This window comes from Enterobacter mori, from assembly GCF_025244905.1.
Taxonomy (GTDB): Bacteria; Pseudomonadota; Gammaproteobacteria; order Enterobacterales; family Enterobacteriaceae; genus Enterobacter; species Enterobacter mori_A.
The window spans coordinates 2,195,759-2,210,728 of the sequence record NZ_CP104285.1 but is presented as its reverse complement, the minus strand read 5'-3'; the positions used below and the strand labels follow the sequence as shown (position 1 = coordinate 2,210,728).

The window sequence follows — 14,970 nt, the reverse complement described above, 5'->3', positions numbered from 1 at the left end:
TTAGACTTATTTCGCGCAGAACGACGCGTCTATTTTTAACTCAAATCGGGTAATTTTGCGGCAGCGTTTTTCTCTATTCCGATAAGCGGCATCAAATTATCAACCGCAGAAGCATAGTTAATCGCCGAACTCCAGCCGTCATATTCAGCCATTATTTTTGCGGAGGTGGCGGCCCAGACATCCTGTTCAACGCTGAGCAAATCGTTAATGCTCCGCTTGCTCAGGGTATATTCATTTTTATAGACATCGCGGGCGCGCAGGGCATTTTCCAGCTGCTGTTTTCCGGCCTCCATTCTTCCCCGGGCGCCGGTCCAGTCAGCCTGTGCGACGGAGGCTTTTTGCAAAACATCGAAACGTGCCTGATCGACCTGAGAGGAGGCCATGGCCCGAGCGCCTTCCGCCTGCCGAACGCGAGCGGAAACCGCGCCCCCTTGATACAGCGGAGCATCGATGTTGAGCTGTATCTGGTCGTCCCAGTATGAACGGTTGTCCGATTCGTAACGGGTGCGTCCCCCTTTCAGGCTTAACGTCGGCCAGTGCTGGGACTTCGCCGTTTCCACGCCATACTGGGCCGAACGTTCCATGTTCTGCGCGGCCATCACAGCCGGTATTAACGAATAATCAATACGATTGAGCGAATCTGGCTCAACCGCGAGGTTCGAAGGCACTGGCGAAAAGGCGTCTGCCTGCATCCCGGTTAATACCGCAAGCCTTGCGCGCGCGCTGTTTAAGGCGGCGTTATACTGCGCGACCGTCGCCTGCATGCCGGCAATACGCGTGCGGGTCTGGAGCTCATCGGAGGTGGAACTCACGCCCGCGTCTGCGCGCAGCGTTGCCAGCTGTTCGACGTTTTTGAGCGCCTGCACGTTATCTATTGCCGCCTGCAGCAGATCGGAATAGCGTTTGACCTCTACATAGCTCAGCGCCGTTTTTTCCGCCACGTCCGATAGCGTGCCCATCAGCTGATAGCGGTAGCTATCACGCTGGGCGGAAGATTGGCTGATGCTGTTATTGGTTTTGCCAAAATCGTACAGCAACTGCGTCAGGCTCAGCCCCCAGGCGGCTGAATTCTTCAGCGACCCGCTGGAATCGGTGGTCTGGCTGTGCCCTGTACTTCCGTTCAATGCTATTTGCGGCATCCAGCCGCTGCGCGCTTCATCTATTTGTGCCTGGCCAATACCTAATTGCGCGGCCTGCTGACTAATTGACGGGTCGCGATCGATAGCAAAAAGAATACTTTCTTTTAAGGTTGTTGTTGCCACCGGGGCAATACCCACCTGATTACTATTGGCGTACGCCGTATTTATGGCTAATGAAATGAATGCCAGTGCTGCTGTAAATCGGCGTAACATAGGCTTTCGTAATATCGTCATGTTATCTCCCTGACTCTGAGTGATACTCAAGCAAATACCCAAAAAGAGGTATAGATAATTAGACAAATATCTTATTTAGCTACCGTGCTGAATTTAGGTAATAATCCCCATACCCATTTCCATTGGAGATGAGATCTGCCTGCGCCTTATTTTAATTAAGAATTTACTTATTTCTTAAACTGGTTAGCAGCATAACAAAATGTGGTATAGCCCACTACACCCACAATGTTAATGTGGTGTTACAAGCAAGAAAAAATATGAGGTTTCTGGACAAAACCCTAAAAGTATCCTTTCAGATGAAACATATAAACCCCCTGTTATCTAAGGAAAATTCTTAATTCTTTCTGTGCACAATTTTGCGTTAATTTCGGAGCGGGTCAGACACAAAGATTTTCAAAGAAGTGTCAATTTAAGTAACCAAAGGGGTATATTCAGAATTAAAAGCTTTATAAAAATAAATTAAAAGAGTTAAACTCTATATTGGTTAATTTTAATAGACTTTAACACCACGCAATGGCAATAACCTGGTTACATAATCCAAATCGTTAAATAAAACATAACAATAACATTATGCTTCACATTCAAAACGGCTTTTTTATACCTGCTTAATACAATTTTAATAATCACTCATCTGAATCATCACCCTGCGGTACACCGTCATGACCACATTCCCCTTCTCTCTGCGTCAAAATGCTGTATTATGCAAACTATTGCGATATTTTGCAGGAATGTACTCCCATGCACAAAACCGCTCGTCAACGCTACGTCCTGGATATCCTCAGCGAGCAAGGCCAGGCCAGCATCACCGAACTGGCCGAAAAGCTGCAGGTTTCGGCGGATACCATCCGTCGGGATCTGACCGACCTGGAAAACCAGGGCCTTGCGCAGAAGAACCACGGCGGAGCCATCGCGCTCAACCTCTCCGCCATGAATCGTCAGGGCCGGAATACGCTGCTGCCGGAAACCAAACAGCGCCTGGGTAAACAGGTCGCACAGCAGGTTCCACCGGGCTCCACTCTGTTTCTGGATGCCGGAAGCACGGTGATGGCCGTCGCCACATTTCTTCAGGGGCCGCTCACCGTTATTACCCCCTCGCTGGATATCGCCCAGCATTTTAGTGACCGGGAAGACATTGAACTGATCCTGCTCGGCGGGAAATGGGACCATAAGCAGCGACTGTTTGCCGGAAGCGCCACGTTGTCTTTGCTGTCCCGTTATCGGGCAGATATCGCCATTCTTGGGGCGTGCGCTATTCATGCTGAACTCGGCTTGAGCGCCGGTAAAGAAGCGGATGCCGAGGTGAAACGCGCGATGCTCGACGCAAGCCATGCGCACTGGATTGTCGCCGATCACCTGAAAATTAACCGCTGCGAGCCGTATCTGGTTTCCGGGTTATCCAGCATTCAACAACTCTTTTTAGATCGTCCCTGGCCTGAGCTTGGGGACCATAGCGCATTGCAGGTTACGGTGTGCGCAAATTAACGTGGAGAAGGTCATGAGTAACGTTCAAACAATCAACATTGCGCTGATCGGGTATGGATTTGTCGGTAAAACCTTCCATGCCCCGCTGATCCAGTCCGTGGACGGGATTACGCTGGCAGTGGTCTCTTCTCGTGATGAAGAGAAGGTTAAACGCGATCTGCCGGACGTACAGGTGGTGGCGACACCGGAAGAGGCCATTCAGCATCCTGATATCGATCTGGTGGTGATTGCCTCCCCCAATGCCACGCACGCCCCGCTGGCGACGCTGGCCCTGAACTCGGGTAAACACGTGGTCGTGGATAAGCCTTTTACCCTCGACATGCAGGAAGCCCGCGACCTGATTGCGCTGGCGGATGAAAAGCAGCTTCTGCTCTCCGTCTTCCACAACCGCCGCTGGGACAGTGACTTCCTCGGCATTAAGCAGATTATTGAGCAAGGCACGCTCGGAAAGGTTAAACACCTGGAATCGCATATTGACCGCTTCCGCCCGGAAGTGCGCGTGCGCTGGCGTGAGCAGAACGTCCCCGGGAGCGGTCTGTGGTTTGATCTGGGTCCTCACCTGATTGACCAGACGCTACAGCTCTTTGGCCTGCCAGAGTCAGTTCAGGGGAATATCGCAACGCTGCGTGATGGCGCAGAGATTAATGACTGGGCGCACGTGGTCTTAAACTACCCTGAGCATAAGGTTGTTCTGCACGCCAGCATGCTGGTGGCTGGCGGTACGGCGCGCTTTACCGTCCACGGGGACAAGGGCAGCGTGGTAAAAGCCAGAATCGATCAGCAGGAAGCGCAGTTGCTCTCAGGGGTGACGCCCGGCAGTGAAACCTGGGGCGAAGACAGCGACAGTATGGTGTTCTTCGGGGCTGATGGCGAACCGCAGACGATAACGACACCGAAAGGCGATCAGCGCCAGTATTACATTAACGTGCGTGATGCGCTGACGGGCAAAATCGAGAACCCGGTTCATCCGGTTCAAGCGCTGGCGGTAATGGCGGTGCTGGAAGCGGCGGTAAGGTCATCTGAAACAGGGTCAACCCAGACGCTGGAATTAACAGCTGAAGAGCGTGCTCTGCTGCGTTAAAAAACAAGCCGGGTGGCGGCTACGCCTTACCCGGCCTACGATGCAAATGTAGGCCGCCCCCGGCAAGCGTTAAAGACTATGAACGCTTTTTCGGCATCATGCGCAGGAGGGTATTATCTTTCCAGTAATAGTGATGCATCAGCGCCGCAAGGGCGTGAAGACCAATCACGAAATAGCCCAAATTGGCCAGCGTGACGTGCCACTCTTTCAGCGCATCCACCAGGTCAAAATTCCCTTCCGCCGCATGCGGCATCACCATACCAAAGGCAAACCAGTCATTGCCCCGGTTGTACATCATCACAATGCCAATCAGCGGCAATGCAATAAACAGCAGGTAAACGATCAGGTGTCCAAGGTGCGACAGGCCGGTGATCATCGCTTTCGGTCTTGGCTGAATGGGCGGAGCCGGGTATTTGAGACGAATAAGCAGGCGTGCCACCATCAGTACCAGGATGGAGATCCCGCAGGAAACGTGGATCATGTTAATCAGCGGGCGAGCGGTTCGCGGAAAAAAGCCTCTGAATTCCATGGCGCAGTAGGCCACGATAACTAACAGAAACACCAGCCAGTGAATACCTATCTGCAGGCCTGTATATTTAGTGCGCATGTGATTTCCTGATAAATGACAAATACAGCGCCAACATAATCCGCTTTCCTTAAAAATTCATTAAGTTTTCTGTATGGTTTTTCAAATACTTCCCCGCGCATGAAGCATCTTCAATTGCCGCCGGGCCCTTCATAGTCTAAGCCTGGATGAGTTCAACTGTCGCATCGACATGTCCACCAGGAGAATACGATGAGTAAAATTGGTATTAACGGTTTTGGACGCATCGGACGCCTTGTCCTGCGTCGCCTTCTTGAAACCCAGGACAGCAACACCGTCGTCGCTATTAACGATCTCACTTCGCCGAAGGTGCTTGCCTATCTGCTCAAACACGATTCCAACTACGGCGGTTTTCCATGGAGCGTGGATTTCACGGAAGACTCGCTGATTGTTGATGGAAAATCGATTTCGGTTTACGCCGAAAAAGAGGCTAAACATATTCCGTGGAAAACGGCAGGCGTGGATATCGTCGTCGAATGCACCGGTTTTTATACCTCTGAAGAAAAATCCCGCGCCCATCTGGATGCAGGCGCTAAAAAGGTGCTGATCTCCGCGCCTGCGGGTGAGATGAAAACCATTGTGTTCAACGTGAATGACGACACGCTCGATGCCAGCGATACCATCGTCTCTGTCGCCTCCTGCACAACAAACTGCCTCGCGCCGCTGGCTAAAGCCCTGAACGATGCCTTTGGCATTAAGGTGGGCACGATGACGACCATTCACGCCTACACCGGGACGCAGGCGCTGGTGGACGGCCCACGCGGGAAGGATCTTCGCGCTTCACGCGCGGCGGCGGAAAATATCATTCCGCACACCACCGGGGCTGCGAAAGCCATTGGTCTGGTGATCCCCGCGCTCAGCGGCAAACTGAAGGGTCACGCCCAGCGCGTGCCGGTGAAAACCGGTTCGGTGACGGAGCTGGTGGCGATTCTGGAGAAAAAAGTGACGGTTGAGGAGATCCACGCCGCGCTGAAAAAAGCGACGCTCGGCAATAAATCCTTTGGGTATACCGATGAAGAGATTGTCTCTTCAGACGTGATCGGCTCCCATTATGGTTCGGTGTTTGATGCCACGCAGACCGAAGTGACCGAAGCCGGGGATGTTCAGCTGGTGAAAGCCGTTGCCTGGTATGACAACGAGTACGGTTTCGTCACGCAGCTGGTGCGTACGCTGGATAAATACGCGTCGCTGTAACCTAAAATCCCCTCTCACCGGAGAGGGGATGTTCATCTTAAGACTGCAAATAGACAACCTGCGTCTGCAGATATTCATTCAGACCATGTTTACCGTCCGCCCCGCCAATCCCTGACTTGCGCCAGCCCGCGTGGAAGCCCTGCATGGCTTCGAAGTTCTCGCGGTTGATATAGGTTTCGCCGAATTTCAGCCCCTTAATCGCTTTCATCGCCACGTTCAGATCCCGGGTATAAATAGACGAGGTCAAACCGTAGTCGCTGTCGTTAGCCATCTTTAGCGCCTCTTCCAGCGTGTCGAAGACCACGACCGGCAACACCGGACCAAAGGTCTCTTCATGCATGATGGCCATCTCCTGACGTACATCCAGCAGCAGCGTTGGCGGATAGTAGTACCCTTTTCCCTCAACGGCGTTGCCGCCGAGCGCGACTCGCGCCCCTTCCTGTACCGCACGCGCCACCTTCTGCTGCACGCGCTCAAGGGCGGCAGCGTTGATCAATGGTCCCATTGCAATATCAGCACGTTCAGCCGGGTTGCCAAACTGCACCGCTTTCATCGCCTCGCCCAGACGGTTGACGAAACGGTCGTAAATGCCTTTTTGTACATAGACGCGCTCGGCGCAGTTGCAAACCTGCCCGGTGTTAATGACGCGGGAGTCCACAATGGCTTTCACAGCCAGCTCCAGATCCGCATCGTCCATCACAATGGCTGGCGCTTTGCCGCCCAGCTCAAGCGCCACTTTGGTGATGTTTTTCGCCGCCGCCGCCATGATCTTCTCACCCGCCCCCACGCTGCCGGTCATGCTGACCATCGCCACCTTCGGGTTGCCCGCCAGCTCCTGGCCCACGGTTTCCCCGCGCCCCAGAACCAGGTTGAAGACGCCTTTCGGCAGACCGATCTCATCGACAATTTTGGCGAACGCGATGGCGTTATTCGGCGTGAACTCACTGGGTTTGATCACGATGGTATTGCCGGTAATCAGTGCCGGAGCCAGCTTGCGGGCAATCAGGAAGAACGGGAAGTTCCACGGCAAGATCCCGGTGGTCACGCCCAGGGCGCGTTTAAAGACCAGGATATTCTCCCCCGGACGGTCGCTCTGGACAATTTCGCCTTCGTAGCGGCGCGCCCATTCGGCCATATAGTCGATGTAGTCTGCGGTAAAGTTCACTTCAACTTCTGCCAGCTGCTGGATTTTGCCGCCCTCGGCGACAATCAGCGCGCTGATTTCACTGACGCGTTCGCGGATCCCGGCAGAGATTTTGCGCAGCCAGCTGGCGCGTTCGATGGCGGGTAAGGCTTCCCAGTCAGGCTGGGCACGCTCAGCGGCGTCGATGGCCTTGCGCGCATCTTCAGCACGACCATCGGGAATACGGGAAATGACCTCCTCTGTCGCCGGGTTGATCACATCAATCCAGGCATCACCCTGCCAGGCAACAAACTGTCCATCAATATACATAGGATGTTGTACGGGTACTGTCATGACCTGCTCCTGTAATTACACTGTTTTTGACAAGTAAATGCATTGTTAAAAACTATAATTCCAGGGACGATTTCCTATCCTATTAGGCTGTTTTTGTGAGATATCTCAAAAAAGAAACGGGTCAGCCAATCTCTGCAATCACAAACTGGCAACATTAAATGCCCGTTTGCGTAAAACCTGGCGCAAACGGGCAGATGGCTACAGCAGAGAACGGCTGACCAGCGCGTCGGTGAGGATGGCGTCATTACGCAGAATGGCCCACGCGTTCTCCACCTCATCAGGAATGTCCACGTGCGCAATAAAGTCACGCCCCGCCGGGCCGTAGCCGTTAATGTCGTCCCGCAGGCGCGGCAGTTCCCCCAGCACCAGCGACAAATAGCGTTCCACCGGCCAGAGCCCTTCGCCACCGCCGCTAAATGCTAAGCCGTCTTCACTGTTTTGCAGCACCGGCGTCACGCCGGGATGGCTTATCCATTCCGGTGAAACGGCTTCGTCCCGGCAAACGCGAGCAAAGGTGGCCATCGTGCGGCGCTGCATGGTCGGGTCCTGTACCACGAGGACGCGCCCGGCGTTCAGGCCCTTTTGCTTCATCATGTGCCAGCTAAACCGGGCGTTCTCGCCACAGTTCGTTGACTGATCGTCTATCAGGATTTTATCTGCCGGAATGTTCCAGAACTCACGTGCGATATCGGCGAGGATTGCCGCCTCGGCCCGTCCGGTGGTGGGAAGGGTGTTATAACGCGGATGTTTCGCCACGGCGGCATAAAGGAAGGTGGTTGAGTGCCCGATACCGCCACTGATCAGCAGCGGGACGTCCTGTTCGGCCGCAATTCTACAGGCTGCATCAATCGCAGGAATGACCGCATTCCCCGCCAGAATGAGGATATCAACAGGCGGGGTGCGTCGATCGTCCTGCGCAAGCCACGCCCCGACGGTGTTGACGGCATTCAGGGTGGATCCAGGCAGACAAGGAAAAAGTGCCAGTGTCATCGTTACCTCCTTACAGCGTTTTGGTTCAGAGTACTGCATGCGTCGCGGCTGAACAGGGGATCTCTCCGAAAGCCAAAACGCCCGTTATTCGGCATTTCTGTCATTTTTTTGAAATAACCAGAAACATCCAAAAACAATTGGGTTGCACCTGCATGTTATGCTTTTGATTATCCGACTTACAAAACTTCATGCCAGTCAAACCCCCGTCAAAAGCACCAGCCGCTGCTTAATTCACCGTGATCTGACCAGTCACGCACGCCCTTCACTTGCCAAACACAACATCCAACCCTAAGTTGCTTAACAATTTTACAACCTTTTTCATTCCTGCGGGTTGCACCTGAAGCGCGCCAGGTGACACCGCTTTCACCCTCTACGTGGCGGAGCTTCGGGTCATGACACAACATGAAAGTACGACAGCGGTTTTACGAAAAAACAAGAAGGTGTTGATTGCCAGCCTCACCGGCAGTTCCATTGAATGGTTTGACTATTTTCTCTATGGCACTGCCGCCGCGCTGGTGTTTAACAAAATTTTCTTCCCGATGGTTGACCCGGTTATTGGGCTAATCCTCTCTTATCTCTCGTTCTCGCTGACTTTTTTTATCCGCCCTATTGGCGGTGTTCTCTTCGCCCACATCGGGGATCGTATCGGGCGCAAAAAAACGCTGGTGCTGACGCTGTCATTAATGGGAGGTGCAACCGTCACGATCGGCCTGCTCCCCACCTATGACATGATTGGCATGTGGGCTCCCGCCCTGCTGATCCTGATGCGCATCATTCAGGGCATGGGCATTGGAGGTGAATGGGGCGGCGCGCTGCTGCTGGCCTACGAATACGCGCCTGAAAAACGCAAAGGCTTTTTCGGCAGTATTCCGCAGGCGGGCGTCACCATCGGCATGCTGATGGCGACCTTTATCGTCTCGCTGATGACGCTGTTCAGTGAGGAAGATTTCCTCTCCTGGGGATGGCGCATCCCTTTCCTGCTCAGCTCAATTCTGGTCTTGATCGGGCTGTGGATCCGTAAGGACATCGACGAGACGCCTGATTTCCAGAAAGTAAAACAATCGGGCCAGGTAGCGAAAGCGCCCCTGCGCGATACCCTGAAACACCACTGGCGTGAAGTGTTAATTGCCGCCGGTCTGAAGGTGGTAGAAACCGCGCCGTTCTATATCTTCTCGACGTTTGTGGTGAGCTATGCCACCACCACGCTGACGTATCAAAAATCTCAGGCGCTGGAAGCCGTGACGCTGGGCGCGCTGGTTGCCACCATTATGATCCCGTTGATGGGGCTGCTCTCCGATAAAATAGGCCGTCAGCGCATGTACGCGATCAGCGTCTTCATGCTCGGCTTGTTTATCGTCCCGTGGTTTATGCTACTCAATACCGGCACGACCTGGGGCATTGTCCTCGCCACCGTCATCGCGTTTGGCGTGCTCTGGGCGCCGGTAACGGCAGTGCTCGGCACCCTCTGCTCTGAAATTTTCAGTGCCAACGTGCGCTACACTGGCATCACCCTCGGGTATCAGCTAGGTGCCGCGCTGGCAGGCGGAACCGCCCCGCTGATCGCCACCGGTCTGCTGGCGAAATATGACGGCGACTGGGTGCCGGTAGCCTGGTATCTGGCGGTAACGGTCGTTATTTCGATGATCGCCATTTTCTGCGCCAGCCGGGTCAAACCAACCCCCGCCGTCCAGGCGCAACCTGACCACATCTGAATGTCCAGCGGCCCTCCCGGGCCGCTCTTTTTGTTCAAGCGTCCCCTCAACATTTGATTAACATGCGATAATCATATTCACTTGAATTATGATTTGCGTCAGACGTAGAATCATTAGCCCTCTAATCATTACATTTTTTCTAAGGTAAACAACGTTATGCGCCTGCCCGAACGCGATCCTTATGCTCCTCGCGAGTGGCAGCCACATGAGAAGCCCGCCCTGCTGGGTTCCCCCTCCACCCCGGAACACCCTACGCCCAAGCGGATTGCTTACGGCGTTGTCGGCCTGCTGGTCTGTCTGACGGGTGCGCTGGGTAACGCGGTCGTCACCGCCAATCTGCAAAACCTTCAGGGCACTTTCGGGGCGTGGTCAACCGAAATCGCCTGGCTGCCCGCCGTGTATGTAATGACCAACGTTTCCATCAACCTGTTGCTGGTAAAATTCCGTCAGCAGTACGGCCTGCGTGCCTTTACGGAAGGTTTTCTGGTGCTGTATGTGCTGGTGACCTTTTTCCACCTGTTCGTGAACGATCTCAGCACCGCGCTGATGGTACGCGCCGCGCACGGCATGGTCGCTGCCGCACTCAGCTCACTGGGTATTTACTACCAGATCCAGGCGTGGCCCGCGAAGCATCGCCTGAAAGCGCTGACGATTGGCATCACCGGCTCGTCACTGGCAATCCCGCTGGCGCGCCTGTTTTCTACCGAACTGTTGCAGCTTGACGAATGGCGCGGGCTTTACTTCTTCGAACTGGGTCTGGCCTTGATCTCGCTCGCCTGCGTGATGGCGCTGAAGCTGCCGCCGGGTGACAGGCGAAAAGTGTTCGAGAAGAAAGATTTCATCACCTTCTTTTTGCTGGCGCCCGGCGTGGCGCTGCTGTGCGCAGTTCTGTCCCTGGGCCGTCTGGACTGGTGGTTTGAAGCCCCCTGGATTGGCTGGTCGCTGGCGCTATCGCTGGTGCTGATTGTTTCCGCCATTGTGTTCGAACATAACCGCGCCAACCCGCTGCTGAACACCCGCTGGCTCTCGAGCGGCAGCATCGTCCGTTTAGGGTTGATCATGCTGCTGATCCGCATCGTGCTGGCGGAGCAAAACACCGGCGTCATCGGCTGGCTGCAGTACGTGGGGTTACAGAATGAGCAGATGACCCACCTGGCATGGTCCATTTTCGCCGGGATCGTCTGCGGGATCGTCACCAGCTGTCTCACCATCAAGCCCACGAAACTGGCGTGGCCAATCATCACCTCGCTGGCGCTGATGATTATCGCCTCACTGCTGGACAGCCAGTCCAACAACCTGACGCGTCCGGATCAGCTGATGTTAAGTCAGTTCCTGCTCGGCTTCGGCAGCGCCTTCTTCCTGGCGCCCGCGATGCTGGCGGCCATCGGTGGGGTGATCGCCGACCCGCGCAATCTGGTCAGCTTCTCGGTGATGTTTGGCATGAGCCAGAACATTGGCGGCCTGCTGGGCTCCGCTATCCTCGGCACCTTTCAGACCTGGCGCGAGAAGTACCACTCCAGCCTGCTGGCCGATCAGCTCACCACGCTGAACCCGCTGGTGAATGAACGCATTCAGGCTTACACCCAGATGTACCAGAGCCTGATCGGCGACAGCTCGCTTTTGGGTACTCAGGCGATAACGCAACTGCAAACCGTCACCACCCTGGAAGCAAACATTCTGGCTTACAACGATACTTATCTGCTGACGGCGAGCATTGCCGCCGCCACGCTGGTCTGGATTTTATGGCGCCTGTTGCGCCTGCGCATCACTGCCCGTATGGCGCTGAAGAATGCCACCGGCAACAAATAATTGAACTATTTCTGGAGAGTTTATGAGTCAGCAGGATGCCGCCAAAGAGCAGGCCAACACCCGCAAAAATGTGCGCATTGTTTCCGTATTCACCGCCGCTGCCATCGGTATTGTCGGCGTACTGGTGATCCTCTATGCGTGGCAGCTGCCGCCGTTCACCCGCCACGCACAGTTTACCGACAACGCCTACGTGCGCGGCCAGACGACGTTTATCAGCCCCCAGGTGAATGGCTATATCACCGAGGTGAACGTTCAGGACTTTGTGCAGGTTAAAAAAGGCGAGGTGCTGTTTCAGATCGACGATCGTATCTATCGACAGCGCGTCCATCAGGCCGAGGCGCAGCTGGCGATGAAAATTGCCGCACTCAATAATAACCTGCAGCAGCGTAAAAGCGCCGAAGCGACGATCGCCAAAAACGACGCGGCGCTGAAAAATGCGCGCGCCCAGAGCCTGAAAACGCAGGCAGATTTAAAGCGCGTGAAGGATCTGACGGCTGACGGTTCCCTTTCTATTCGCGAGCGTGACGCGGCGCTCGCCAGCGCGGCTCAGGGCAGCGCGGATATCGATCAGGCCAAAGCCACGCTTGAGATGTCGCGTCAGGATCTGCAGACGGTGATTGTCAATCGCGGCGCGCTGGAGGCGGATGTTGAAAACGCCAAAGCGGCGCTGGAGCTGGCGCAGATTGACCTGCAAAACACCCGCATTATCGCCCCGCGCGACGGTCAGCTTGGCCAGATTGCCGTTCGTCTGGGTGCCTATGTGACCGCCGGGACGCACCTCACCACGCTGGTTCCGCCGCAGCACTGGGTGATCGCCAATATCAAAGAGACGCAGCTGGCGGAGCTACGCGTCGGTCAGCCGGTAAAATTCACCGTCGATGCCCTGAACGACAAAGCGTATCAGGGCCGCGTGGAGAGTATCTCACCGGCGACGGGCGTGGAGTTCAGCGCCATCACGCCGGATAACGCCACGGGCAACTTTGTTAAAATCGCGCAGCGTATTCCGGTGCGTATTGAAGTGCTTGGGAAACCGGAAGAGTACAAACTGCTGCGCCCCGGCATGTCGGTGCAGGTGACGATTGATACGCGGGAGGCGAAGCAATGACCCTTCGCCCATTAGCCAGCCTGGTCGTGGCGGCGATGCTGGCCGGATGCCAGTCGGTTGACGTTGAACCTGCAACATCGTCACTGCAAATCCCCGCCCAGTGGCGCGCCGCGTCGGGGCCGAACAGCCCGACCGAGCAGCTCTGGTGGCGGAATTTTCACGACAGCAACCTGAACCGCTACGTAGAGCAGGCGCTTAAAAACAACAGCGACGTACTGATTGCCCGCGAGCGGATTAATGAGTATCAGGCGCGAGTTTATGCTGCGGACGGCAGCCTGTTCCCGTCCCTGGATGCGGGCGTAACGGGCACACGCGCCCGCTCGCAATCCGCCGCTACGGGGTTGCCCGTTTACAGCACCTTGTATAAAGGCAGCCTGACCGCCAGCTACGATGTTGATATCTGGGGCGTCAACCGCAGCACCGCCAATGCTGCCGAGGCGTCGCTGGAGGCGCAAAAAGCCGCTGCCGTCGCCGCGGATTTAACCGTTGCGTCGTCGGTGGCCGCCGGGTATGTCACCCTGCTCTCGCTGGATGAACAGCTGCGCGTCACCGAGTCCACTCTAAAGTCGCGCGAAGAGGCGTTCAATCTCGCTAAACGCCAGTTTGAGACGGGCTACAGCTCACGTCTGGAACTGATGCAATCCGACTCAGAACTGCGTTCTACACGGGCGCAGGTTCCACTGTTGCAGCATCAAATTACGCAACAGGAAAACGCGCTAAGCCTGCTGCTCGGAAGCAATCCAGGCGATGTGGCCCGCAGTGAAAATTTCGACTTACTGACGCCGCTGAAGCTGCCGTCACAACTGCCTTCCACGCTGTTAAACCGCCGCCCGGACATCGTCCAGGCTGAACGTCAGCTGGTGGCGGCAGACGCGACGCTTGCCGCGTCCCGCGCCAGCCTGCTGCCGTCGATCAACCTCACGGCAACCGGATCGGTACAGGATCGCACCCTGTCAGGCTTACTGGATAATCCGCTCCAGCTGTGGAGCGTTGGCGGCAGTATTCTTGCGCCGCTGCTGAACCGTCAGGCGCTGAATGCACAGGTGGATATTTCCCAGTCCCAGCGTAATCAGGCGCTGTACAGCTACGAAAAAACCGTGCGTAACGCGTTTGCTGAGGTGAATGACAGCCTTGATGCTATTACGCGCTATCAGGAACAGCTGACGGAACTGCTTGCTCAGCAGAATGTGGCGCAGGAGACGCTGCGCATTGCGCAGAATCGCTATCGCAACGGCTACTCCTCTTATCTGGACGTGCTGGACGCGCAGCGAACACTGTTCTCGGTGCAGACCAGCGTGGTACAGGTGAAAAATAACCTGCTGCTGGCGCAGATTGATTTGTATAAAGCGCTGGGGGGCGGTTGGGTCAGTGCCTGAAGACCTGCCCGGTGGCGCTACGCTTACCGGGCCTACGGGAGAATATGTTGGCCGGGTAAGCGTAGCGCCACCCGGCGATTACCCTCAGGAGTCACTCTATGCAACAACAGTGGTCTGCAGTCGATAATTACATGATTTCTTCCCTTATTCCTGACGATGACGTACTGAATCAGGTTCTGGAAAACAACAAACGCGCCGGGCTGCCTGAACACGATGTCGCGGCCAATCAGGGGCAACTGCTGGCGCTGTTCGTGCGTATGACGCAGGCAAGACGCATTCTTGAGATTGGGACGCTGGGCGCCTACAGCTCAATCTGGATGGCGCGCGCCCTGCCGCCGGACGGTAAGCTAATTACGCTTGAGGCCGATCCCACGCATGCCAGCGTTGCGCGCCAGAATATTCACCTGGCGGGGCTAAACGAACGCATTGAATTAATTGAAGGCCCGGCCCTGAGCTCGCTGGAGAATTTCGGTGACGTTCCGCCGTTCGACCTGATCTTTATTGATGCCGATAAGCCAAACAATCCCGGCTATCTGGAATGGGCCCTGCACTACTCCCGTCCCGGTACGGTGATTATCGGTGATAACGTGGTCCGCGGCGGCGAGGTAATTAACGGGCAAAGCGACGACGCGCGCGTGATGGGCGTGCGGCGTTTTATCGAGATGACTGGAGATAACCCGCGCTTAACCGCCACCGCGCTGCAAACGGTGGGGATTAAGGGGTGGGATGGGTTTACGCTGGCGATGGTGAACGGGTGAAAAAAAGCC

Annotated in this window: 12 protein-coding genes; 8 read left to right on the top strand and 4 right to left on the bottom strand. The window is 55.4% G+C overall.

What is annotated here, in order from left to right:
* Positions 1–35 precede the first annotated feature (35 nt).
* Positions 36–1,373 carry a TolC family outer membrane protein gene (locus N2K86_RS10580; protein ID WP_260661468.1) on the bottom strand — a complete coding sequence of 446 codons (1,338 nt, stop codon included), beginning with the start codon at positions 1,371–1,373 and terminating at the stop codon, positions 36–38.
* Positions 1,374–2,111: 738 nt separating this feature from the next.
* Between N2K86_RS10580 and N2K86_RS10575 the strand changes: the two genes are divergently transcribed.
* Together N2K86_RS10575 and N2K86_RS10570 are read left to right on the top strand one after the other, a co-directional pair.
* The gene (locus N2K86_RS10575; protein WP_023311644.1) at positions 2,112–2,855 is read left to right on the top strand and encodes a DeoR/GlpR family DNA-binding transcription regulator; all 744 of its coding nucleotides are present in this window, start codon (positions 2,112–2,114) and stop codon (positions 2,853–2,855) included.
* Positions 2,856–2,868: 13 nt separating this feature from the next.
* Complete coding sequence (locus N2K86_RS10570; RefSeq protein WP_260661467.1) at positions 2,869–3,936, top strand: oxidoreductase; 1,068 nt, start codon at positions 2,869–2,871, stop codon at positions 3,934–3,936.
* A gap of 76 nt (positions 3,937–4,012) precedes the next feature.
* Here the strand turns inward: N2K86_RS10570 and cybB are convergent, their stop codons facing one another.
* A complete protein-coding gene (cybB, locus tag N2K86_RS10565; RefSeq protein ID WP_260661466.1) occupies positions 4,013–4,543 on the bottom strand; it encodes a cytochrome b561 in 531 nt (176 codons plus the stop codon).
* 189 nt (positions 4,544–4,732) lie between these two features.
* Between cybB and gap the strand changes: the two genes are divergently transcribed.
* Entirely contained in the window at positions 4,733–5,734 is a 1,002-nt protein-coding gene (gene gap / locus N2K86_RS10560; protein ID WP_260661465.1) for a type I glyceraldehyde-3-phosphate dehydrogenase, read from the top strand.
* Between the two features lie 37 nt (positions 5,735–5,771).
* Here the strand turns inward: gap and aldA are convergent, their stop codons facing one another.
* Together aldA and N2K86_RS10550 are read right to left on the bottom strand one after the other, a co-directional pair.
* The gene (aldA, locus tag N2K86_RS10555) at positions 5,772–7,211 is read right to left on the bottom strand and encodes an aldehyde dehydrogenase (protein WP_260661464.1); all 1,440 of its coding nucleotides are present in this window, start codon (positions 7,209–7,211) and stop codon (positions 5,772–5,774) included.
* Positions 7,212–7,409: 198 nt separating this feature from the next.
* Positions 7,410–8,201 (bottom strand): YdcF family protein, encoded by a 792-nt coding sequence (locus tag N2K86_RS10550; protein ID WP_260661463.1) that lies wholly within the window; start codon positions 8,199–8,201, stop codon positions 7,410–7,412.
* 392 nt (positions 8,202–8,593) lie between these two features.
* Between N2K86_RS10550 and N2K86_RS10545 the strand changes: the two genes are divergently transcribed.
* The 5 genes from N2K86_RS10545 to N2K86_RS10525 all read left to right on the top strand — a co-directional run bounded on the left by N2K86_RS10545 (position 8,594) and on the right by N2K86_RS10525 (position 14,961).
* Positions 8,594–9,913 carry an MFS transporter gene (locus N2K86_RS10545; RefSeq protein WP_260661462.1) on the top strand — a complete coding sequence of 440 codons (1,320 nt, stop codon included), beginning with the start codon at positions 8,594–8,596 and terminating at the stop codon, positions 9,911–9,913.
* Positions 9,914–10,069: 156 nt separating this feature from the next.
* A complete protein-coding gene (locus N2K86_RS10540; protein WP_260661461.1) occupies positions 10,070–11,722 on the top strand; it encodes an MFS transporter in 1,653 nt (550 codons plus the stop codon).
* Positions 11,723–11,744: 22 nt separating this feature from the next.
* Positions 11,745–12,827 (top strand): HlyD family secretion protein, encoded by a 1,083-nt coding sequence (locus N2K86_RS10535; RefSeq protein ID WP_108417011.1) that lies wholly within the window; start codon positions 11,745–11,747, stop codon positions 12,825–12,827.
* Positions 12,824–14,203, top strand: coding sequence for an efflux transporter outer membrane subunit (locus N2K86_RS10530; RefSeq protein WP_260661460.1), 1,380 nt, complete (start codon positions 12,824–12,826; stop codon positions 14,201–14,203). The genes N2K86_RS10535 and N2K86_RS10530 overlap by 4 nt, the downstream gene beginning before the upstream one ends.
* A 98-nt stretch (positions 14,204–14,301) precedes the next feature.
* The gene (locus tag N2K86_RS10525) at positions 14,302–14,961 is read left to right on the top strand and encodes an O-methyltransferase (RefSeq protein WP_260661459.1); all 660 of its coding nucleotides are present in this window, start codon (positions 14,302–14,304) and stop codon (positions 14,959–14,961) included.
* Positions 14,962–14,970 lie beyond the last annotated feature (9 nt).

Excerpts from the sequence above, each read along its gene's own strand:
- N2K86_RS10580 (WP_260661468.1), bottom strand. The coding sequence starts at position 1,373 with ATGACGATATTACGAAAGCCTATGTTACGCCGATTTACAGCAGCACTG.
- N2K86_RS10575 (WP_023311644.1), top strand. The coding sequence starts at position 2,112 with ATGCACAAAACCGCTCGTCAACGCTACGTCCTGGATATCCTCAGCGAG.
- N2K86_RS10570 (WP_260661467.1), top strand. The coding sequence starts at position 2,869 with ATGAGTAACGTTCAAACAATCAACATTGCGCTGATCGGGTATGGATTT.
- cybB (WP_260661466.1), bottom strand. The coding sequence starts at position 4,543 with ATGCGCACTAAATATACAGGCCTGCAGATAGGTATTCACTGGCTGGTG.
- gap (WP_260661465.1), top strand. The coding sequence starts at position 4,733 with ATGAGTAAAATTGGTATTAACGGTTTTGGACGCATCGGACGCCTTGTC.
- aldA (WP_260661464.1), bottom strand. The coding sequence starts at position 7,211 with ATGACAGTACCCGTACAACATCCTATGTATATTGATGGACAGTTTGTT.
- N2K86_RS10550 (WP_260661463.1), bottom strand. The coding sequence starts at position 8,201 with ATGACACTGGCACTTTTTCCTTGTCTGCCTGGATCCACCCTGAATGCC.
- N2K86_RS10545 (WP_260661462.1), top strand. The coding sequence starts at position 8,594 with ATGACACAACATGAAAGTACGACAGCGGTTTTACGAAAAAACAAGAAG.
- N2K86_RS10540 (WP_260661461.1), top strand. The coding sequence starts at position 10,070 with ATGCGCCTGCCCGAACGCGATCCTTATGCTCCTCGCGAGTGGCAGCCA.
- N2K86_RS10535 (WP_108417011.1), top strand. The coding sequence starts at position 11,745 with ATGAGTCAGCAGGATGCCGCCAAAGAGCAGGCCAACACCCGCAAAAAT.
- N2K86_RS10530 (WP_260661460.1), top strand. The coding sequence starts at position 12,824 with ATGACCCTTCGCCCATTAGCCAGCCTGGTCGTGGCGGCGATGCTGGCC.
- N2K86_RS10525 (WP_260661459.1), top strand. The coding sequence starts at position 14,302 with ATGCAACAACAGTGGTCTGCAGTCGATAATTACATGATTTCTTCCCTT.